The sequence below is a fragment of the Actinacidiphila yeochonensis CN732 genome (assembly GCF_000745345.1).
GTDB classification, from domain to species: domain Bacteria; phylum Actinomycetota; class Actinomycetes; order Streptomycetales; family Streptomycetaceae; genus Actinacidiphila; species Actinacidiphila yeochonensis.
The window spans coordinates 3778637-3798461 of sequence record NZ_JQNR01000005.1 but is presented as its reverse complement, the minus strand read 5'-3'; the positions used below and the strand labels follow the sequence as shown (position 1 = coordinate 3798461).

Below are 19825 nucleotides of genomic sequence, written 5' to 3'. Positions count from 1 at the left end.
CCCGCCCGCTTTCCGCCTTCGCCGCGGGGCGGCGGCTCGGGCCGCGCGTCATCCGTGCCGGGCCTCGTAGGCGGCGACCACCTCCTCGGTGGGGCCGTCGTGCAGCAGCTCGCCCTTCTCCACCCACAGGACGCGGTCGCAGGTGTCCCGGATGGACTTGTTGTTGTGGCTGACCAGGAAGACCGTGCCGGCCTCCGCGCGCAGCTCGCGGATGCGCTCCTCGGACCGCCGCTGGAAGGCCCGGTCCCCGGTGGACAGCGCCTCGTCGATCATCAGCACGTCGTGCTGCTTGGCGGCGGCGATGGAGAACCGCAGCCTGGCCGCCATACCGGAGGAGTACGTGCGCATCGGCAGCGAGATGAAGTCGCCCTTCTCGTTGATCCCGGAGAACTCGACGATCTCCTGGTAGCTCTCCATGACCTCCTCGCGGCTCATCCCCATGGCCAGGCCGCCCAGGACGACGTTGACACTGCCGGTGAGGTCGTTCATCAGGGCGGCGTTGACGCCCAGCAGCGCGGGCTGGCCGTCGGTGTGCACCCGGCCGCGTTCGGCCGGAAGCAGCCCGGCGATGGCCTTGAGCAGGGTGGACTTGCCGGAGCCGTTGGAGCCGATGATGCCGATGGCCTCCCCCCGGTAGGCCGTGAAGCTGATGCCGCGCAGCGCGTGCACGAGGTGGACGTTCGGCGAGGCGCGGCGGGTCACCAGGCGGCCGAGGGCGGCGGCCGCGCTGCCGTGGCCGGAGCCGTTGGTGTGGATGCGGTAGGTGACGTGCAGGTCGTCCACGATCACGGTCGGCACGCGGGGGCTGCCCGTCCCCGCAGCCGCGCCTTCGGCGTCCGTACGGACCGTACCGTCCGCCCGCGCGGTGCGCGCGGGTGCGGAGCCGGCCGCCGCTCCGGGCGCGGGGGCGGGAGCCGGGGCGGCCTCGGTCACGGTGTCGGCCTCGGCCCTGGCCTCGGCGGGTGCTGAGTCTGCCAACGCGTCCGCGGGGGCCGGGCCGTCGGCCGGCGGCGCTTCTCCGCGCCGGACGCCGTCGAGCGGCACGCTCTCCGGACGGGCCGGGCCGAGCGGGCGGCCCGGACGGGCGGGCGGTTGCCGGGGGCTCGCGTCGTCCGTCACGTCGGTGCTCCTTGCCTGCGGCGTTCCACCCGGGCGGGGGCCGGCGGACCCCGGGGCGGCCGGGCCCGGCCCGGATGCGGGCCCGCGCGTTTCCGGTTACGGGGAAGTTCGCCCGCGTACGTCCCGGTCAGGTCGGGTGTGTCCGCTACCACCCTGGCGCGGCAAGCGCCCGCCGGCCACCCGGCTCGCCGTCGCTTCGCTTCCAGGTCGCCGTCGGATGCGCCGTCGCCTCGCCTCCAGGTCGCCCTCGGGTGCCGGGCGGGAGCGCCCGCGAGCGCGCCGTAGGCCCGGCGCGCCCACCCGGCTGGAAAGGGCCCGAGTAGGGACCGGAAAGGGCCGGAAAAGGCCGGAAAAGCAGCGCGCCCCCACGGCAGGTGCCGTGGGGGCGCGATGGGGCAGCGGGTGCCGACCGGGGCGGGGCCCCGGTCGGCGGCCGGTCAGGCGCCTCGGAGCTGGGCTCCGGTGGCGGCCGCGGCGGCTGCCACCGCGGCGTCGCGGGCGGCGCTGGCCTCGTCCGCGGTGAGCGTCCGGCCCGGGGACCGGAACCGCAGTGCGTAGGCCAGCGACTTGCGGCCCTCGCCGATCTGCTCGCCGGTGAAGACGTCGAACAGCCGCAGGGACTCCAGCAGCGGGCCGGCCCCTTCGCGCAGCGCGGCCTCGACGTCGGCCGCGGGCACGCCCGCGTCCACCACGAGGGCGACGTCCTGGGTGGCCACCGGGAACGTCGACACCGTGGCGCCCACGGCGGGCTGTCCGCCGACCCGCTCCAGCGCGTCGATGTCCAGCTCCATGGCGCAGGCGCGCTCGGGCAGGCCCAGCGCCTTCACCGTGCGGGGGTGCAGCTCGCCGGCGTGGCCCAGGACCACCTCGGTGCCGTCCGGACCCGTCGCGGTGAACTCGGCGCACCGGCCCGGGTGGAACGGCGCGTACTGGGCGGCGCGGACGGTCGGCGTCACCCGTGCCTCGCGGGCGACGATCCGACCCGCCTCGACCGCGTCGGCCCAGGTGGCCGGGCGGCCCTGGCCCCACCAGCCCTCGGGCTCGCGGGCCCCGCCGAGCACCACGGCGACGTGCCGCGGCTGGTACGGCAGCGCCGCCTTGAGCGCGGCGATCTGCTCGTCGGAGGGGCGGCGGTCCACCGGCACCTCGCGGAGCGCGGCGGCCCGGCTGCCCTCGGTGGGGTGGAAGACCAGCCCGGTCTCGAAGAGCGCCAGGTCGTGCGCGCCGCGCCCGTGGTTGCGGCGCAGGGTGGCCAGCAGCCCGGGCAGCAGGGTGGTGCGCAGCGCCGGCTGGGTGTCGTCGATGGGGTTGGCCAGCCGCACCACGTCCCGCCGCCTGTCGTCGGCGCCGGCGCCGAACTGGTCCAGCACGGCCGGGTCGAGGAAGGGGTAGGTCGGCGCCTCGACGTAGCCGGCGCCGGCCAGGGCGCGGCCGACCCGGCGGCGCAGCCGCTGCGACTCGGTGAGGCCGCGCTGGGAGGGCACCCGGGGCAGCCGGGAGGGCAGGTTCTCGTAGCCCTCCAGCCGCAGCACCTCCTCGGCGAGGTCGTTGGGCTGGGTGAGGTCGGGCCGCCAGCTGGGCACCGTGACGATCAGGTCGTCGGAGCCGTAGACGTCGCAGCCGACCTCCTGGAGGCGGCGGACGACCGTGGCGCGGCCGTAGGTGGTGCCGGCGACCTTCTCCGGGTGGTCGGCGGGCATCGCGATGGTGCGCGGCGGGTAGGGCGTGACGACCTCGGTGACGCCGGGTTCGGCGGTGCCGCCGGCCAGCAGCACCAGCAGGTCCACCGCGCGCTGGGCGGCGGCGGAGGCGGCCTGCGGGTCGGCGCCGCGCTCGAAGCGGCGGGACGCCTCGCTGGACAGCCGGTGCCGGCGGGCCGCGCGGGCCACCACGGTCGGCGCGAAGTGCGCGGCCTCGATGACGATCTCGCTGGTGCCGGTCTCCGCGGCGACGTCGGCGATCTCCGTGTTGGCGCCGCCCATCACGCCGGCCAGGCCGATCGGGCCGGAGTCGTCGGTGATCACCAGGTCCTCGGGGTCCAGCTCGCGCTTGGTGCCGTCGAGGGTGGTGAGGTGCTCGCCGGGCTCGGCGCGGCGCACCCCGATCGGGCCGTTGAGGCGGGCCCGGTCGTAGGCGTGCAGCGGCTGGCCGACCTCGAACATCACGTAGTTGGTGATGTCGACGGCCAGCGAGATCGGCCGGACGCCGACCTTCTGCAGCCGCCGCTGGAGCCAGATCGGCGAGCGGGCCTCGTGGTGCACGCCGGTGACGGTGCGGGCGGTGAACCGGTCGCAGGCGGCCGGGTCGGCGACCCGCACCGGGTAGCCGGCGGCGTTGGGCGCGGGCACGTCGATCAGCGCCGGGTCGCTCAGCGGCAGCCCGAAGGCGGTCGCGGCCTCGCGGGCCACGCCGCGCATCGACAGGCAGTAGCCGCGGTCCGGGGTGACCGCGATGTCCAGCACCTCGTCGACGAGCTCCAGCAGCGCGATCGCGTCGGTGCCGGCCTCGTGCTCCGGCGGCAGCACGATGATGCCGTCGTGGTCGTCGCCCATGCCCAGCTCGCTGGCGGAGCAGATCATGCCGTGCGAGACCTTGCCGTACGTCGTGCGGGCGGCGATCTCGAAGTTGCCGGGCAGCACGGCGCCGGGCAGCACCACGACGACCTTGTCGCCGACGGCGAAGTTGCGGGCGCCGCAGACGATCTCCTGCGGCTCACCGCTGCCGTTGGCCTTGCCCACGTCGACGGTGCAGAAGCGGATGGGCTTCTTGAAGCCCTCCAGCTCCTCGATGGTGAGCACCTCGCCGACCACCAGCGGGCCCGTCAGGTCGGCGCCGAGCTGCTCGACGGCCTCGACCTCCAGGCCGGCGGAGATGAGCTTGGCCTGGACGTCGCGGCCGGTGGTGCCGGCCGGCAGGTCGACGTACTCCCGCAGCCAAGAAAGCGGGACCCGCATCAGATCTCCATCCCGAACGGGAGGGTGAAGCGCACGTCACCCTCGACGATGTCTCGCATGTCCTCGACGTTGTGGCGGAACATCAGCATCCGCTCGATGCCGAAGCCGAACGCGAAGCCGCTGTACCGCTGGGGGTCGATACCGCAGGCGGTCAGCACCTTGGGGTTGACCACGCCGCAGCCGCCCAGCTCGATCCAGCCCTCGGAGGAGCAGGTGCGGCAGGGGCGCTCCGGGTCCTCGGCGGACGTGCCGCGGCAGACGTAGCAGAGCATGTCCATCTCGGCGGACGGCTCGGTGAACGGGAAGTGGTTCGGCCGCAGCCGGGTCGTCATGCCCTCGCCGAAGAGGGAGACCACCATGTGGTCGAGCGTGCCCTTGAGGTCCGCCATCGTCAGGCCCTCGTCCACGGCGAGCAGCTCGACCTGGTGGAAGACCGGGGTGTGCGTGGCGTCGAGCGCGTCGGTGCGGTAGACGCGGCCGGGGGCGATCACGTAGACCGGCAGCTCGCGTTCGAGCAGGGAGCGGATCTGCACCCCGGAGGTGTGGGTGCGCAGCACCCGGCCGGTGTCCTCGGTGCCGTCCGGGCCGGCCAGGAACATGGTGTCCTGCTCGCTGCGGACCGGGTTGTCCACCGAGATGTTGAGGGCGTCGAAGTTGAACCACTCCGCCTCGACCTCGGGACCCTCCGCGACCTCGTAGCCCATCGCGGTGAAGATGTCCTCGATGCGCTCGCTGAGCGTGGTCATCGGGTGGCGGGCGCCGGCCGGCCTGCGGTCGTACGGAAGGGTGACGTCCACCGCCTCCTCGACCAGCACGCGGACGTCCCGCTCCGTCTCCAGCTCGGCCTGCCGGGCGGCCAGCGCCTTGTTGACGGCGCCGCGGGCCTGTCCGACCCGCTTGCCCGCCTCCGCCTTGGCCTGGGGCGGCAGCGCGCCGATCTCCCGGTTGGCCAGCGCGAGCGGCGAGGTGCCGCCGGTGTGCGCGGTCTTGACGTGGGCCAGTGCGTCAAGATCGGCGGCAGCCGCGATCGCGGCGAGTGCCTCGTCGCGCATCCGCTCGATCTGCTCCGGCTGCAACGCCTCGACCTCCACTGGGTCGTACGACTTGTTCGGTGCCGACATCTCTTCCCGTTCCGCATTGGATGCTGGTGGCGGGCCTCCCAGGGACGGCCTCGCAGGAGGCGGACCTTTTCGGACGCGTGCCAGGGGCCGAGTCTATCCGGGTCCGTACAACCGCCCGCTGCCGCCGCGTGCCCGCCTGTGGACAACGCGCGTGGACGCCCGCCGGGGCGGCTGCCGCGCGGGGCCGGCGGGCCGGCGCTTTCGCCGGCCGGGCTCAGCCCAGGAACGCGGGGGCCCCGACGGGCAGGGTAAATCGGAACTCGGCGCCGCCGCCGGGGGCCCGGCCCACGCTGATGGCGCCGCCGTGCGCCTCCACGATGCCTTTGACGATGTACAGGCCCAGCCCGGTGCCGCCGCGCTTGCTGCCCCGCCAGAAGCGGGTGAAGACGCGACCCACCGACTCCTCGGGGATGCCGGGACCCTCGTCGCTCACCGTGACCGCCGTGCCCTCCGTGTCGCGTTCGGCGCCGTCCCCGCCCGTCGCGCGGGCCGCCGCGACCTCAATGGTGACGCGTCCGTCGCCGTGGCGCACGGCGTTTTCCAGCAGGTTGCCCAGGATCTGGTCGACCTTGTCGGGGTCGGCCCACAGCTGCGGCAGCCCGGCGGCGACCTGCACGGCGAACCGGTCGGCGGGCTGGCCCGCCGCGAGGTGGGCCTCGACGTGGCGGCGGACGGCGGCAACCATGTCGACGGGCTGGCGGTGCACCTCCAGCCGGCCGGAGTCGATCCGGGAGATGTCCAGCAGCTCGGCGATCAGCCGGGTCACCCGGTTGGCGTCCGCGTCCACCGTCTCCAGCATGAGCTTCTTCTGGTCGTCGGTGAAACGCTCCCACTTCGCCAGCAGGGTGGCCGTGAAGCCCTTCACCGAGGTCAGCGGGGAGCGCAGCTCGTGGGCGACGGTGGCGATCAGCTCGGCGTGCGAGCGTTCGGTGCGGCGCCGGGCCTCGGTGCCGCGCAGGGTGACCACGAGCCGGACGACGGGGCCGCGCGGGTGGGAGCGCACGTAGCGGGCGGCGACCAGCACCTCCCGGCCGCCGGGCAGCAGCAGGTTGCGCTCCGGCTGGCCGGTGCGGATGGCCAGCCCGCCGTACGGGTCGGTCAGCTGCCACCAGCGGCGGCCGTCGAGGTCCTCCAGCGGCAGCGCCTGCTCGACCGGGCGGCCGAGCACCGCGGCCGGGTCGAGGGCGGTGATCCGGGCGGCGGCGGCGTTGAAGCCGACCACCAGGCCGGCGGAGTCCGCCACGAGCAGGCCGTCGGGCAGGTCGTCGGGGTCGAGGACCGCGCCGGACGCGGGCGGGCAGGCGGTGTCCGCGGGCTCGGCGGGCGCGAGCAGGGACGGTGCCGGGTGCGTTCTGCGGCCGGCCGCCGGCGCGAGCCGTCCCGGCGCGCCGAGCACGCCCTCCTGCGGCATGACATCCGCCACAGCCACCCCCCTCTCAGGGCCCGGGGCGGAACACCCTACTAGGTGGAAGTGACGCTGCGGCACCCCGCGGGTGCGCGCTGCGCCCGAGCGGAGGCGTACAGGCAGACCGCGGCGGCCGTGGCGAGGTTGAGGCTCTCGGCGTGGCCGTGGATGGGCACCCGGACCACCGCGTCGGACAGCGCCCGGGTCTCCTCGGGCAGGCCCCACGCCTCGTTGCCGAAGACCCAGGCCGTGGGGGCTCCCATCCGCCCCTCGTCGAGTTCGGTGTCCAGGTCGCCGGCGCCCGCGCCGTCGGCGGCCAGCACCCGCAGCCCGGCGCCGCGCAGCCCGGCCACCGCCTCCTCGACGGGCACCCCGACGGCGACCGGCAGGTGGAAGAGGCTGCCGGCCGAGGCCCGCACGGCCTTGGGGTTGTACAGGTCGACGGAGGCGTCGGTGAGCACCACGGCGTCGGCGCCGGCGGCGTCGGCGCAGCGCAGCACGGTGCCGGCGTTGCCCGGGTCGCGGACGTTGGCGAGGACGGCGACGAGCCTGGGGCGGGCGGCGAGCACGGCGGCCAGCGGGGCGTCCAGGAACCGGCAGACGGCCACCAGGCCCTGCGGGGTGACCGTGTCGGAGATCTCGGCCATCACCTCGGGGGTGGCGGTGAGCACGGGGGCGCCGGCCGCACGGGCGGCGCCGACCAGGTCGGCGTGGCGCTCGGCCGCCTCGGGGGTGGCGTAGAGCTCGATGAGAGTGCGGCCGTCGGGGCCGCCGGCGTGGGCCACGGCCTCACGCACCGCCTGCGGGCCCTCGGCGAGGAAGCGGCGCTCCTTGCCGCGGAAGCTGCGCTTGGCCAGCCGGTGGGCGGCTGTCACCCGCGTGGACCGCAGGGAGGTGAGGTCGGGGGTGGTGCCCATGGGCGGGTGGCTGCTCCGTCTCGGGGTGGGGTGCGTGGCGTGACCGGTCGGCTCGACGGCGGCGCGAGGGCGGGGGCCGGGGCCGGACCGCGGAGGCGCGGGAGCCGGGCCGGACGGCGGGCGCCGTAACGGCGAGGGGCCGGGGCCGGGCAGGCAGCGGGCCCGCGGGGGAAACCACCCGCGGGCCCGGAGACCTCGGCCGCCGGACGCTGAGGCGCCCGGCAGGTGTCGCGTGCCGTCAGGCGAGCGTCAGGCCGCCTTGGGGGCGTTGACGTCGGCGGGCAGCGCCTTCTGCGCGACCTCGACCAGCGCGGCGAACGCCGGGGCGTCGTTGACGGCCAGCTCGGCGAGGATCTTGCGGTCGACCTCGACGTTGGCGGCCTTCAGCCCCTGGATGAGGCGGTTGTACGTCATGCCGTTGGCGCGGGCGGCGGCGTTGATCCGCTGGATCCACAGCTGCCGGAAGTCGCCCTTGCGCTTCTTGCGGTCGTTGTAGTTGTAGACCAGGGAGTGGGTGACCTGCTCCTTGGCCTTGCGGTACAGGCGCGAACGCTGACCGCGGTAGCCGCTGGCCTGCTCAAGGATCGCCCGGCGCTTCTTCTGGGCGTTGACTGCCCGCTTGACGCGTGCCACGTGAATAACTCCTTCTAGGGGATCGCGGTCGTCCTCACGCGATCCGATGAATGGGGGTCCCGGTTACGAGGGCGCCCGCCCGCTACGGGGCGGCGCGGCTCACTTACCGAGAAGCTTCTTGATCTTCTTCGCGTCAGCCGGGGCCACCTCGACCGTACCGGTCAGGGCCCGCGTCTTGCTGGACGGCTTGTGCTCAAGCAGGTGGCGCTTGCCGGCACGCTCGCGCAGCACCTTGCCGGAGCCGGTGATCTTGAAGCGCTTGCTCGTACCGCTGTGCGTCTTGTTCTTCGGCATGGCGCCGTGGTCTCCTCGTCGCTGGCCCTCCCGTCCGCCGCCAAGGGCGCACGGAGAGCGTCAGTCCTGCATTACGTACCCGGAGCCCGAGGGCTCCGGGGTGCTTCGTCCACCAGGCTCAGCCGGCGTCGGCCGGGGCCTCGCCGTCCAGATCCGTCTCGGTCTCGACCTCGGTGTCGACCTCGACCTCGCCCTGCTCGCCCAGGCGGCCGGTCTTGCGGGCGGCCTGTGCCTCGCGGGCTTCGGCCATCGCCTCGGTCTTCTTCTTGTGCGGACCGAGGACCATGATCATGTTCCGGCCGTCCTGCTTGGGATTCGACTCGATGAAGCCGAGGTCCTGGACGTCCTCCGCGAGCCGCTGGAGCAGCCGGAAGCCGAGCTCCGGCCGGGACTGCTCGCGTCCGCGGAACATGATCGTGATCTTGACCTTGTCGCCCTGCTTGAGGAACCGGACGACGTGACCCTTCTTGGTGTCGTAGTCGTGCGGGTCGATCTTCGGCCGGAGCTTCATCTCCTTGATGACCGTGTGCGCCTGGTTCTTGCGCGCCTCACGGGCCTTCATGGCCGACTCGTACTTGAACTTCCCGTAGTCCATGAGCTTGCACACGGGCGGACGGGCGTTCGCCGCGACCTCGACCAGGTCGAGGTCGTACTCCTGCGCAAGCTCCAGGGCCTTGGCAAGCGGCACAATGCCGACCTGCTCGCCGCTGGGGCCGACAAGTCGCACCTCGGGAACGCGAATCCGGTCGTTGATGCGGGGCTCGGCGCTGATGGGGCCTCCTCGGTTGCGCCGCGCGGCTGACTGGCCGACAGCCGCGCTGGGTTTCTTCGTCTTCGCGACCGCCGTGCCCCGAAGCGGCCGAAGCGTCAAAAAACGCCCCGGACGGGACACGTGGCGGGGCTCCTCAAAACCGGGAACACCGCCGCTTTGTTCCGCGGGGCGCATCGGACAGCAGCAGACTCGGCGCAGAGCGCCGGCCCGAGCCGTCTGACCGGGGACCCGTCGGCCCGGGGGCCGCGCGGGTGGGAGATCGGAGCCTCCACTTGTGGCCGGACACGCATGCGTCCGACCGGTCGTCCTAGCAGCATACCAGCGTGGCCGGACAGGGCGTAATCGACCGGACGGGGCATATCGTGTGCCCCATGAGCGACGCACCCGCACCGACCGACGTACCCGTCACCGCCCCCTCCGACGCGGCAGCCGGGGCCATGGCCCGGGACATCGCCGACGTCCCGGCCGTCGAGGTGATCACGACGGTGGCCGTCCACCTGATGAGCGCCGCCGCGGTGAACCTGGGCCTGGCCGAGGAGGGCGACGCGCACAAGGACCTCGACGAGGCGCGCAAGCTCATCCAGGCCCTGGCCGGGCTGGTGACCGCCAGCGCCACCGAGATCAGCTCCTTCCACGCCGCCCCGCTGCGGGACGGGCTGAAGTCGCTCCAGCTGGCCTTCCGCGAGGCGTCGGTGGTGCCGGACGAGCCCGGCGCCGGGCCCGGCGAGAAGTTCACCGGCCCCGTCTACTCCTGAGGCCGGCCCGGCCCGGCGGCTGAACGGCCGTCCGGCCCGCGCCTTCCGCGCCTGACGCCTCCAGCCCGACTTCGTACGTACCTCCGCCCCGGCGGCCTTCCCAGGCTACCGGGGCGGAGGTGTGCGCGGACCGGGCGCCGGGGTCAGCGGCCGTCGTCCAGGTCCAGGCCGCCCGCCGGGTCGACGTCCTCGCCGCCTGCGGCGTGTGCCGCCCTGAGCGCGTCCAGCGCCGGGTGGGTGACCTCGTGGACGACCGCCGCCAGTGCCCCGCCGACCAGCGGCGCGACCAGGAACAGCCACACCTGGATGAGCGGCGGGCTGCCGGCGAAGATCGCCGGGCTCAGGCTGCGGGCCGGGTTGACGCCGGCGCCGGTGATGGGGATGCCCATCAGGTTGATCACCGCGAGGGCGAGCCCGACGGCCAGCGCGCCGAAACCGATCAGGGCCACCCGCCGGGTCACCGCGAGGTACACGTAGACCAGCAGGAACGTCAGGATCAGCTCCACGACGAAGGCCCCGAAGATGTTGACGCCGACCGCCGACCGGTAGCCGTAGCCGTTGGTGCCGAACCGGCCGTGGACGGTGAGCCCCGGCACCTGCCTGACCACCATCAGCAGCAGCGCGGCGCCGATGATCCCGCCCACGATCTGCGCGACCCAGTACTCCACCGCGGTGCGTACGGTGATCCGCCGCGCCACCAGCATGCCGAGCGTCACCGCCGGGTTCAGGTGGGCGCCGGAGACGGGGCCGAAGACGTACGCGAGCACCAGCAGCGTGAAGCCGAAGGCCAGCGAGATGCCCACGGTGCCGATGAACTGCCCGCCGATCACGGCGGCGCCCACGGCCAGGAAGACGAGCAGCAGCGTGCCGAGGAACTCGCACGCCACCGTGCGCACGTCCACCGAACCGAGGTCGAGTGGCGCGCGGGTGCGGCTGTCCATGGGGTGCCTCCTCACGACGATCCCCCCGCTTACGCATTGTCGGCTTATCGGGTGAATCGCACATCTTGGGAGGCTGCGTAAGCGCCCATGGCGCGGCAGGGAGGCGAGGCCCACAGGCGTCTGCCCGGCTCGCTGCGCCCGGGAGGCGGGTGCGGCCTGCCGGACAGACGGAGGACCCGGAGGACCCGGAGGACTCACCGGACCGGGAGGACCCGGAAGACCGGAGAGGCCCCCGTCAGCGGACGAAGAACGGCTCGCCGGGCACCTGTGCGTCCGGGGGGAGCAGCGCAAGGTCCATGCCCCGGACCAGCGCGGCGCGCAGCACGGCGTCCTCGGCCAGGGCGGAGGACACCTGCCTGGCGACGGCCGCCACGTCGGCGGCAGACCCGACGACGAGGCCGAGGGTGCCGTCGCTGTCGGTCCCGGGCGCGCCGGGCGTCAGGTGGGCGCGGACGACGCCGGGGGCCGCGGCGACGGCTGCCCGCAGCGCCTCCCGTACGGCGGGCCGGCCAGCGGGTCGGGGGTGCCGGCGGCGGCCCGCAGCGCGGCGCCGGTCAGCTCGTACGGCACCGGCCCGGCCAGGTCGAGCAGGAGCGAGTCGGCCCGCTCGTGGGCCAGCGCCTGGAGTGCTTGCAGGAGCGGTACGGCGACCGGGCGGGCGTCGGGCCGCCAGCGGGCGAGCGCGGCGGTGGAGGTGAAGGCGGGCAGCGCGCGGTGCCCGTCGGGCGCCTGGAGGGTGGGTACGGCCATGTCGCTGCTCTTCTCCCGGGCCAGGCCGTCGGGGCCGGTCTCCACCTCGCCGAGCACGGCGACGACGGGCACGAGCAGGCGGGCACCGCGCAGGGCGTCGACCACTTCGGCGTCCGTGGCCGCGCCCTGCCGGTAGCGGTCGAGGGCAGCGGCCAGCGCGGGGTGGGCGGAGCCGTCGTCGTCGGCGAAGCCGGGGTCCGGGATGTTCTTGAGCGCCACCCCCGCAGCCTATCCGGCCGAGACCGGGGCTCCGGGCGGGGCGTCCGGGCCGGGCGCCGGAGACCGCTGGGCCGGGTCGGGCTCGGGGTCGGGGCCTGGCTCCGGGCCGGGCTCGGGCTCCGGCTCGGGCTCGGGCTCGGGCTCCGGCTCGGCTCCGGCTCCGGCTCCGGCTCCGGCTCCGGCGTGCCCGGGGAGGGAGCGGGCGGCCTGTGGTTTCGCACGGCGGGGAGGGCGAGCACCACGGCCACGGAGGCGAGCTGCCACAGCGCGCCGAAGCCGAGGACGCGCCGGACGCCGGCGAGCGCCGCCACCGGTCCGGCCGCGGCCAGCCCCACCGGGCCGAGCACGAACGCGCCGAAGGAGTCGAAGGCGTTGACCCGGCCGAGCGCGTCGGCCGGGACGCCGTGCTGGATGGCCGTGGTGTAGAGGGTGCCGCAGACCGAGGAGCAGGCTCCGGCGGCGACGGCCGCCGCGCACGCCCACGGCAGCGCCCGGCCGGTGGAGAGCGCGGCCGAGGGCAGTGCCCAGCAGGCCGTGGCAGCCGTGGCGACCCGCAGCGGCCGGCCGGGGCGGCGGCCGAGCACGGCCAGCCCGGCCGCCACCGCGCCGGCTCCGTAGAGCGCCAGGAGCAGCCCCCACGCACCCGCCCCGCCGAGCCGCTGCCGCGCCACCACCGGCCCGAGCACCAGGAAGGGCGCCCAGACCAGCAGGTTGAACAGGCTGATGTGCGCGGTGGACACCCACAGCCACGGTCGCGAGCTGAACTCCGCCCACCCCTCGCGCAGTTCGCGCGGGAACGACCGCCCCCTCCGCCCGGCTGCCGGGCGCGGCGCACTGGGCAGGGTCAGCAGGACGACGACGCTCACCAGGTAGCTGGCCCCGTCCGCGGCCAGCACCGGCCCGGAACCGGCAACCGCGGCGATCAGGCCGGCCAGCGCGGGCCCGGCGATGGAGGCGGCCGAACCGGCCACGTTCAGCACCGCGTTGGCGTCGGCGAGCCGCTCGGGCCGGACCAGCTGCGGGACCAGCGCGTTGAGGGCGGGCGTGAACAGCGCCTCCGCCGCGCCCCAGCACGCCACCAGCGCGACCAGCGTCCACAGCGGCGGCGCGTCGCCGACCAGCAGCAGGGCCATGCCGAACTGGGTGAGCACCCGGGTGATGTCGGCGGCGAGCATCATCCTCCGGCTGCCGACCCGGTCGGCGGCCACGCCCCCGACCAGCAGCACCAGCACCAGTGGAAGGACGCGGGCGGACAGCACCAGCCCGAGGTCGGAGCCGCTTCCGCCGTTGCCCAGCACGGCGAAGCTCAGCCCGACACTCGTCATCCCCGACCCGAGCAGGGAGGTGGCGCGGCCGATGGCGAAACGCCGGAAGAGCGGTTCGCGGAGTACGGCGGTGGGCCCGCGGGACGGTGGCCCACCGGTCTCCGCACCGGCGCCGGGTCCGGGGCCGGGGCCGGGTCCGGGGCCGGGTCCGGACGCGGTCGTACGGGCAGGCCCGGCGGGCCCGGCGGGCTTCGCAGTAGGCATGGCGCCAGCGTGATCTGCGCGCATGACGACACGCCAGAGCCGACTGCGCAAGACATTGAGTCGTGTGCTGTCAAGCTAGTCTGAACTGAGTGCGACCGCAGGTGCGTTTACTGCGGTTGATCATCCAGCAGCCGCCGCTCGGGAGGTCGTCGGGCGAGGTGGCGGTCGCCGGGCGGGAGGGGCTGGCGGGCATGACGGAGCCACAGACACCGGCGGGCGCGCGGCCGGAGGAGGACCGCTCGGGGACGCGCGTGCCGTCCGGGTACAGGTCGGACACCGGTTCCGTTTCCGTCGCGGCGGCCGCACCCGGGCAGGGCGCCGCGTCCCGTCCCGTCGGCGAGGACCCGCAGGGCGCTGATCCCGCCGCCGGGACGCGGCCCACCCCGGACGGCGGCCGGGCCGGACGCGTCGCTCCCCGGCCCGCTGAGCTCACGGCGCCCGTCGAGTACGCCGTCGCCGTCGACCGCTACCTCGCGGCCGCGGCGCTCGGCGAGGCGTCGCGGCGGGTGTACCGGATCGCGCTGACCACGTGGGCGTGGGCGCTGGTCGGGGCGCGCCGCCGGGCGGCGGGCTGCGGCGGGGCGCGGTTGCTCCGTCGGTTCCACTGCATCTGCTGGACTCCCCCGGCGCCGGAGAACGGCTCCGGGCGGCGTTCGCCGCGCGTTCGGCCGCTGTCGGAGCCCGCACCGCCAACCGCGAACTGTCCGCACTGGTCAGCGCGGTGACCTGGTGGCGGGCGCGCGGCTGGCTGCGCGGCGGGGACCCGGTGGCCGGGCTGCGCCCGCTGCCGCCGCCGGGGCGCCGCACCACCGCCCTGGCCCCCGGCGAGGCCGCGGCGGTCCTGGCGCTGCGTGCGCCGCTGCGCGAACAGGCCCTGTGGCACGTGCTGTACGAGAGCGGCGGCACCGTGGAGGCCGTCCTGGCACTGGACGTCGACGACCTCGACCTGCCCGGCCGCCGCACCCGCGTCCGGCACGAGCCGGCACTGCGCTGGCGGGAGGGGGCAGCCGGCCTGCTACCGCTGCTCGCCCTGGGCCGCGTCGACGGGCCGCTGTTCGCCTCCGGGCGGGGGCGCAGGCTCTCCTACCGCCGCGCGGCCGAGGTGTTCAGCGCGGCGACCCGCGGGCTCGACCCGTCCGGCCGGGGTTTCACCCTCCACCGCCTATCGGCGGCGGGCCGCACCCGCCCCACGACGCGCTGACGCCGGCCCCCTCCGGCCGACCGGCTGATCGGCGGCCTTCGAGATGGCACCGACGGGCGCGCGGAGGTCCGCTGACGAGTTCCGCGACGGGATTCCCCAGATGCCACCCGCAGCTACAGGGGCCGAAGAACGGGGTCGATCTCCGCAAGGGTCGAGAGCATCTGACGAGCCCCCAGGGCAACGCGGTCGTCCGGGTGCCCCGGCATCTCCTCGCACAACCGCATCGCGCTGTCCCGGTCCTCGGAGAAGACGCCGAACACCTCGTGCACTGCGGAGTGGATCCAGTCGCCGTGATTCGGGTCGGCGACCGCCAGCGCGGAGGCGACTGTCGCCAGCCCGATCCCGTCCTTCCGCCGAAGCAGGGCTTCCGCGGTCGCCCTGGTGACGGAGGTGTCGCCCGGGTCGAGCAGGAGCGCCGGCAGTGGACCGAGGGCCTCCCGCATCTCGGCGAAGCCCGCCAGGCCGCGACCGGCATCCGCCCGGTCGCGAACGTCGCGGCTTCGCCCGAGTTCACCGAGCGCCACGACGGCTGCGTACCGCCGGCCACCGTCCACCTGGCGGCTCACCCCTCCCACGTTTTCGGGTCAACGTAGCAGCGAGGCACCTCCGGGCGATCGCCAGGACCGCGGGCGTCGCAGGGAGTCGCCGACACCGGATTGGTCCGCTTTGCCCGCTGACGTCTGGTCAGGTGGCGGAGCCCGCGGCGCGAACACGACACACGGAACCCCAAAGAACCCTTTGACAAAAGCAGAAACCAAAGTAGTCTTTGACACATGGAGATCACCGATCCGCGGGCCATCCGGGCGCTCGCACACCCGTTGCGGCTCGACCTGCTGGAGCTGCTGGCCGCGAGCGGTCCGGCCACCGCCGCCCAGTGCGGACGCGCGCTCGGTATCCCTCAGGCCAACTGCTCTTTCCACTTGCGGCAGTTGGCGCGTTATGGGTACGTCGAGGAGGCCGGTCCGGGTGCGGACCGGCGCGAGCGGCAGTGGCGGCTGCCCGACGAACGGCCGGCGATGCGGTTCACCGCGGCGGAGGAGACCCTGCGCCGCCAGTTGGAACGCACCGTGGTGGAGCGGGCGCTGGCGGCGATCCTGGAACACGCGGAGCACCGGGAGCAGGAGCCGCCCGAGTGGCGGGCCGGGACGGGAATCGTCTCGGCGGTCACCGCGGTGACCGCCGAGGAGGCCGGGGAGATCGAGCGGAAGTGGCAGGAGCTGCTCGCCCCGTACCTCTCCAGGAGCGCCGAGGCCTCCGCGCCGGAGCAGTCCGGGCTGCGCCACATCCGCTACTTCATGGCGGCCACCCCGCTGACCGGGGTCGTGGTGGAGGCGGAGCCGTCGGCCGGCACAGCGGAAGAGGAAGAGGAAGAGGAGGGAGGAGCGGAGGAGGGGCCCCGGGAAGCAGCGACGGGGCGGGCCGCCGGCACGAAGGGGCGGTCGCGGAGATGAACAGGAACGAATCCGGACAGGCGACCAGGCAGGCACGCAGGCACGCACCAGAAAGTGAGTCGGAGATGACGACGCACGGCACGGCACGGAGCACCGGGGACGAAGGACAGCAGGGTCCGGTCGCCGGCTCGATGGAGGTGGAGTGGGCGCACGGGGCCCGCTTCCGCTGGAGCGCCGCGGGCCCGGCGATCCAGGTCCACCACTACGACGGGGCCACGGTCATCCTGCGGCAGAGCAAGGAGCTGAACTACGAAGCGCCCTTCCTGTACCTGCTGTTCGGCCGGGAGCGGGCCCTGCTGCTGGACACCGGGGCGACCTCCGACCCGGCTCTGTTCCCGCTGCGGAGGACCGTCGACGCCCTGGTGGACGCGTGGCTGGCGGCCCACCCGGAGTGCGCGGGCGGCACGTACGGCCTGGTCGTCGCGCACTCGCACGCGCACGGCGACCACGTGGCGGCCGACGGGCAGTTCGCCGACCGCCCGCACACCACCGTGGTCGCCCACGAGGCCGCGGCGGTGAGGGAGTTCTTCGGCTTCGGCTCCTCGTGGCCGGAGGCCGAGGTGCCCTTCGACCTCGGCGGCCGGGTGCTCGACGTGATCGGCTCGCCCGGCCACCAGGAGGCGGCTGTCACCTTCTACGACCGCCGCACGGGCGTGCTGCTCACCGGGGACACGGTGCTGCCCGGTCGGCTGTACGCCTTCGACGGCCCGGCGTACCTGGCCACGCTGGACCGGCTGGTGGCCTTCGCCGCCGAGCACCCGGTGACTCATGTCCTGGGCGGCCATGTAGAGATGGGCCGACGGCCCGGCCACGAGTACCCGATCGGCGCCTCCTACCAGCCCCGCGAGCAGCGTCTGGAGCTGACCGCAGCCGACCTCTCCGCACTCCGTGACGCCGCCGTCGCCGTGGCCGGGCAGCCGGGTGTGCACCGGCTGCCCGGGGCGGTGCTCTACCTCCAGCCCAGCCCCTCGGACATGCGCCGACTGGTGCTGCGCGGCCGCACCCGCAAGGCGCTCCGGACCCTCATACGCAACTGACGGCACGCCACCTCGGCCGCCGCGTACTGGTGGTGCACCGCGCTGGCCGCCCTGGCTGCCGCTGGCCGGCAGCACGCTGACGCCTGCCGCGCGTTCCGGAGGCCGCCGCACCGGACGGCGGCTCTCCCCCAGCCGCGCGGAAGACAGACGGCGGCTTTCCCCCAGCCTCGCGGAAGGAGCGCGGCGGAAGGAGGGCAGTGCTCAGGCGGGTCGGCGCAGCCGGTACCACAGCACGCCGGCGCATCCGGTGAGGGCGGCTCCGGCGGCGGCGAAGCCCGCGGCAACGCCGTCGCCCAGGAGCTGGGAGTGGTCCTGGGACGCGGGCGCGGCGACGGGTCCGGGCGGGAAGTAGGTGTGCGCGTAGGCGGCGGGCGCGGGCAGCACCGACGCGGGCTTCAGCTTCTTCGCGGCGGCCACCGCGGCGGGCGGGTCGATCATGCCGGCGCCCACGTCGTCGTTGCGGCCGCCCTTGGGCCGGTCCTGCGTGGTGTCCTCCAGCACCTGCTTGACCTGCGCCGGGCTGAGCCCGGGGTTGGCGGAGCGGATGAGGGCGGCGGCGGCCGAGACGTACGCGGAGGCGGCGCTGGTGCCCCAGCCGTTGTAGTAGGAGCGGTCGGGCGCGGCGATGACCACCTCGACTCCGGGCGCGGCCACGGAGGCGTACCAGCGGTGGGTGGAGAAGGAGGCGTGGTCGCCGTGGCGGTCCACGGCTGCGACGGCGATCACCCCGGGGTAGGCGGCCGGGTAGGAGGACCGGTCGGCGCCGTCGCCGCCGTTGCCGGCCGAGGCCACGACCACGACGCCCTTGCTCAGGGCGTACCGGATCGCGTCGTCCTCGGCGGCCACCGGCGCGGCGGTGGCGCTGTCGTCGCCGAGCGAGAGGTTGATGACGTCGGCGCCGTGGTCCACCGCCCAGCGGATGCCGTCGGGCAGCGCGTCGCCGCGGTCGGTCCTGGCCTTCTGCCGTTGCGGGTCCTTGTCCTCCAGGATCACCCGCACCGGCAGGATGCGGGCCTGCGGGGCGAGGCCGAGCACGCCGTCGCTGTCGCCGGGGCCGTGGCCGTGCCCGGCGATGATCGCGGCCATGCCGGTGCCGTGTCGTGCCCAGGAGGAGTCGCCGCGCTTGGCGCCGAAGCCGATCTCGTCCTTGCCCGGCAGCACCTGCCCGGTCAGGTCCGGGTGGGTGTCGTCGACGCCGGTGTCCAGGACGGCGACGGTGACGCCCGCGCCCTTGGTGGTCTGCCACGCCTGCTGGGCGTGGAGCGCGGACAGCGCCCAGTCCTGGCTGCGCGCGGGGTCCGCGGCTGCCGGCGGCGTGGCTAGGACGCCCACCGTGCCGGCGGCGGCGAGGACGGCCAGCAGCCGGACGGCGCGAGGGGCTCGGAGGGGTGCCGGGTGGCTGCTGGTCATCGCTGCTGCGTGCCCTTGGTCGGCGGGTGGAGGAGGGTGGCCACGGCGGCGTGCAGGCGGGTGTCGACGGCGCCGGCCAGGCCGCTGGCGTCGAAGCCGAGCCCGGCCTGGGCGGCGGCGCTGGTGGCGCCGGGTTTGTCGGCCTGGTCGGCCGGTTGCGGCTGCGCGACGGCGCGGGCGTCGGCGAAGCCGCTGACGGCGTAGACGACGAAGGGCAGGCCGGAGGAGATCCGCACGTCCCAACTGCCGCGCTGTCGGGCCCCGAAGTGGGCGGCCTGGGTACCGGGGAACGCCGCCGTACGCGGCAGCAGATCCGCTCGCTCGCCGAGGTGCTCCGAGGTCCAGCGCGTGCCCAGCGCGCTCATGGCGGGTTCCTCGCCGGAGGCGACGAGCAGCCCGACCGTCGTCACCGTCGTCGAGGTGCTGTCGACGTAGGTGGCGCGCAGCAGCCGGGCGCAGCCGACGGGGGCCAGCACGTGCTGGAGCAGCGGGTCGAAGGCACCCGCACAGCCTGCCGGTGCGGCCACTCCGATCCGCACCCAGGAGCGGTCGGCACCGCCGGGGCCGCCGCCCTTGGCACTCAGCTCGGGTGGGAAGAGGCTGTCCACGGGGGTGTCGCGCCACACCTCGCGGGCTTTGGCGAACGCCTCCGGGCTGCCGTCGGCGAGCGGAGGCGGGGCCGGGTGCCGCCGTTGAGCGCGGCTCCAGCGACGGCGCCGCCGAGCAGCCCGAGGCCCACCACCAGGCACGCGGCGGCCAGTACACGCTGTCTCCGCACCCTCACCACGGCTCGGCGCGGCTCCGTTCCGGCCGTCTCCGGTGCCGTCCCGAGGGGCGCGGGCGCGAAGGACACCGTCTCGGGGTAGCTTGCCGGGGCCGGCGGCGCGGGGTAAGGCGCGGCACCGGGCAGGCCGGGCGGGGGCGCGGGGCGGCAGGGGCCTGCTTGGCGGCGGGGGACGGGCACAGCGGCGGCCGGCCGGGGCGTTTGCGCCGGCAGTGGCCGGGCGCCGCCGGAGGTCGGCGGCCCGGCCGGGGGCGGCGGTACGGCAGGCCCGGCCATGGGTCGCGCCGACGGCCGAGGGGGTGCTGCCGGAGGGGCGGGGGCCGGAGGGCCTGCCGGGGCGGCGGCGGGAGGGAGCCGCCCCGCGCGGGCGGGGCGAGCGGCCACGGGTCGTCGTCCCCCGCCGCTGTCGCGGAGGCTCCCCCCGAGGGGGCCTCGGACGCTTGGCGTTCAGCCGGAGGCCGGCCCAAGGCCCCTCCCTGCTGCTGGTGTTCAGCCCCTGCGCCATCCAAGATGGTTTCGGATGACCGCTGTTC

At 75.1% G+C, this 19825-nt stretch carries 16 protein-coding genes and 2 pseudogenes; 4 read left to right on the top strand and 14 right to left on the bottom strand.

All coding sequences use genetic code 11. The features are described from left to right. Nucleotides 1-48: 48 nt before the first annotated feature. The 8 genes from BS72_RS27400 to infC all read right to left on the bottom strand — a co-directional run bounded on the left by BS72_RS27400 (nucleotide 49) and on the right by infC (nucleotide 9215). The gene (locus BS72_RS27400; protein ID WP_037917935.1) at nucleotides 49-798 is read right to left on the bottom strand and encodes an ABC transporter ATP-binding protein; all 750 of its coding nucleotides are present in this window, start codon (nucleotides 796-798) and stop codon (nucleotides 49-51) included. A 758-nt stretch (nucleotides 799-1556) separates the two neighbouring features. Beyond that, nucleotides 1557-4073: a phenylalanine--tRNA ligase subunit beta gene (pheT, locus tag BS72_RS27395; protein ID WP_037914416.1), complete on the bottom strand. Its 2517-nt coding sequence runs from the start codon at nucleotides 4071-4073 to the stop codon at nucleotides 1557-1559. Next, on the bottom strand, nucleotides 4073-5194 hold the full coding sequence (gene pheS, locus BS72_RS27390; RefSeq protein ID WP_037914415.1) for a phenylalanine--tRNA ligase subunit alpha: 1122 nt from the start codon (nucleotides 5192-5194) through the stop codon (nucleotides 4073-4075). The genes pheT and pheS overlap by 1 nt, the downstream gene beginning before the upstream one ends. A gap of 214 nt (nucleotides 5195-5408) precedes the next feature. Continuing rightward, nucleotides 5409-6605 carry a sensor histidine kinase gene (locus BS72_RS27385; protein WP_078901674.1) on the bottom strand — a complete coding sequence of 399 codons (1197 nt, stop codon included), beginning with the start codon at nucleotides 6603-6605 and terminating at the stop codon, nucleotides 5409-5411. 50 nt (nucleotides 6606-6655) lie between these two features. Further along, a complete protein-coding gene (locus tag BS72_RS27380) occupies nucleotides 6656-7516 on the bottom strand; it encodes a TrmH family RNA methyltransferase (RefSeq protein WP_037914414.1) in 861 nt (286 codons plus the stop codon). 249 nt (nucleotides 7517-7765) lie between these two features. Then, a complete protein-coding gene (rplT, locus tag BS72_RS27375; RefSeq protein WP_037914413.1) occupies nucleotides 7766-8149 on the bottom strand; it encodes a 50S ribosomal protein L20 in 384 nt (127 codons plus the stop codon). Nucleotides 8150-8248: 99 nt separating this feature from the next. Further along, on the bottom strand, nucleotides 8249-8443 hold the full coding sequence (rpmI, locus tag BS72_RS27370) for a 50S ribosomal protein L35 (protein WP_037914410.1): 195 nt from the start codon (nucleotides 8441-8443) through the stop codon (nucleotides 8249-8251). Nucleotides 8444-8561: 118 nt separating this feature from the next. Next, on the bottom strand, nucleotides 8562-9215 hold the full coding sequence (gene infC, locus BS72_RS27365) for a translation initiation factor IF-3 (protein WP_078901930.1): 654 nt from the start codon (nucleotides 9213-9215) through the stop codon (nucleotides 8562-8564). A gap of 371 nt (nucleotides 9216-9586) precedes the next feature. Between infC and BS72_RS27360 the strand changes: the two genes are divergently transcribed. Then, entirely contained in the window at nucleotides 9587-9970 is a 384-nt protein-coding gene (locus BS72_RS27360; RefSeq protein ID WP_037914407.1) for a DUF1844 domain-containing protein, read from the top strand. 143 nt (nucleotides 9971-10113) lie between these two features. Here the strand turns inward: BS72_RS27360 and BS72_RS27355 are convergent, their stop codons facing one another. The 3 genes and pseudogenes from BS72_RS27355 to BS72_RS34790 form a co-directional block, all read right to left on the bottom strand. Further along, complete coding sequence (locus BS72_RS27355) at nucleotides 10114-10911, bottom strand: MIP/aquaporin family protein (RefSeq protein ID WP_051951764.1); 798 nt, start codon at nucleotides 10909-10911, stop codon at nucleotides 10114-10116. 235 nt (nucleotides 10912-11146) lie between these two features. Next, nucleotides 11147-11880, bottom strand: a pseudogene (locus tag BS72_RS27350) (SseB family protein). A 284-nt stretch (nucleotides 11881-12164) separates the two neighbouring features. After that, nucleotides 12165-13409: pseudogene (locus tag BS72_RS34790) on the bottom strand (MFS transporter); the annotation flags it as partial. Between the two features lie 535 nt (nucleotides 13410-13944). On the opposite strand from BS72_RS34790, the gene BS72_RS27340 reads away from it, so the two are divergent. After that, nucleotides 13945-14610, top strand: a complete 666-nt coding sequence (locus tag BS72_RS27340) for a hypothetical protein (RefSeq protein ID WP_198545964.1) — start codon at nucleotides 13945-13947, stop codon at nucleotides 14608-14610. 113 nt (nucleotides 14611-14723) lie between these two features. Here BS72_RS27340 and BS72_RS27335 read toward each other — a convergent pair whose 3' ends face one another. Further along, nucleotides 14724-15176 carry a hypothetical protein gene (locus BS72_RS27335; RefSeq protein ID WP_232792546.1) on the bottom strand — a complete coding sequence of 151 codons (453 nt, stop codon included), beginning with the start codon at nucleotides 15174-15176 and terminating at the stop codon, nucleotides 14724-14726. Between the two features lie 207 nt (nucleotides 15177-15383). Here BS72_RS27335 and BS72_RS37520 point away from each other — a divergent pair, with 207 nt between their 5' ends. Both BS72_RS37520 and BS72_RS27325 read left to right on the top strand, forming a co-directional pair. Beyond that, complete coding sequence (locus BS72_RS37520) at nucleotides 15384-16061, top strand: helix-turn-helix domain-containing protein (RefSeq protein ID WP_051951763.1); 678 nt, start codon at nucleotides 15384-15386, stop codon at nucleotides 16059-16061. A 65-nt stretch (nucleotides 16062-16126) separates the two neighbouring features. Further along, nucleotides 16127-17098, top strand: coding sequence for an MBL fold metallo-hydrolase (locus BS72_RS27325; RefSeq protein WP_063836148.1), 972 nt, complete (start codon nucleotides 16127-16129; stop codon nucleotides 17096-17098). A gap of 201 nt (nucleotides 17099-17299) precedes the next feature. Here the strand turns inward: BS72_RS27325 and mycP are convergent, their stop codons facing one another. Then, the gene (gene mycP / locus BS72_RS27320) at nucleotides 17300-18508 is read right to left on the bottom strand and encodes a type VII secretion-associated serine protease mycosin (RefSeq protein WP_037914406.1); all 1209 of its coding nucleotides are present in this window, start codon (nucleotides 18506-18508) and stop codon (nucleotides 17300-17302) included. Then, nucleotides 18505-19116 (bottom strand): hypothetical protein, encoded by a 612-nt coding sequence (locus BS72_RS27315; RefSeq protein ID WP_198545963.1) that lies wholly within the window; start codon nucleotides 19114-19116, stop codon nucleotides 18505-18507. Before BS72_RS27315 ends, mycP begins: the two co-directional genes overlap by 4 nt. Between the last annotated feature and the right edge of the window lie 709 nt (nucleotides 19117-19825).

What these genes read in the sequence shown, in the direction of transcription:
- pheT (WP_037914416.1), bottom strand. Translation starts at nt 4,073, where the DNA reads ATGCGGGTCCCGCTTTCTTGGCTGCGGGAGTACGTCGACCTGCCGGCC.
- pheS (WP_037914415.1), bottom strand. Translation starts at nt 5,194, where the DNA reads ATGTCGGCACCGAACAAGTCGTACGACCCAGTGGAGGTCGAGGCGTTG.
- BS72_RS27385 (WP_078901674.1), bottom strand. Translation starts at nt 6,605, where the DNA reads ATGCCGCAGGAGGGCGTGCTCGGCGCGCCGGGACGGCTCGCGCCGGCG.
- BS72_RS27380 (WP_037914414.1), bottom strand. Translation starts at nt 7,516, where the DNA reads ATGGGCACCACCCCCGACCTCACCTCCCTGCGGTCCACGCGGGTGACA.
- rpmI (WP_037914410.1), bottom strand. Translation starts at nt 8,443, where the DNA reads ATGCCGAAGAACAAGACGCACAGCGGTACGAGCAAGCGCTTCAAGATC.
- BS72_RS27360 (WP_037914407.1), top strand. Translation starts at nt 9,587, where the DNA reads ATGAGCGACGCACCCGCACCGACCGACGTACCCGTCACCGCCCCCTCC.
- BS72_RS27355 (WP_051951764.1), bottom strand. Translation starts at nt 10,911, where the DNA reads ATGGACAGCCGCACCCGCGCGCCACTCGACCTCGGTTCGGTGGACGTG.
- BS72_RS37520 (WP_051951763.1), top strand. Translation starts at nt 15,384, where the DNA reads ATGGAGATCACCGATCCGCGGGCCATCCGGGCGCTCGCACACCCGTTG.
- BS72_RS27325 (WP_063836148.1), top strand. Translation starts at nt 16,127, where the DNA reads ATGACGACGCACGGCACGGCACGGAGCACCGGGGACGAAGGACAGCAG.
- mycP (WP_037914406.1), bottom strand. Translation starts at nt 18,508, where the DNA reads ATGACCAGCAGCCACCCGGCACCCCTCCGAGCCCCTCGCGCCGTCCGG.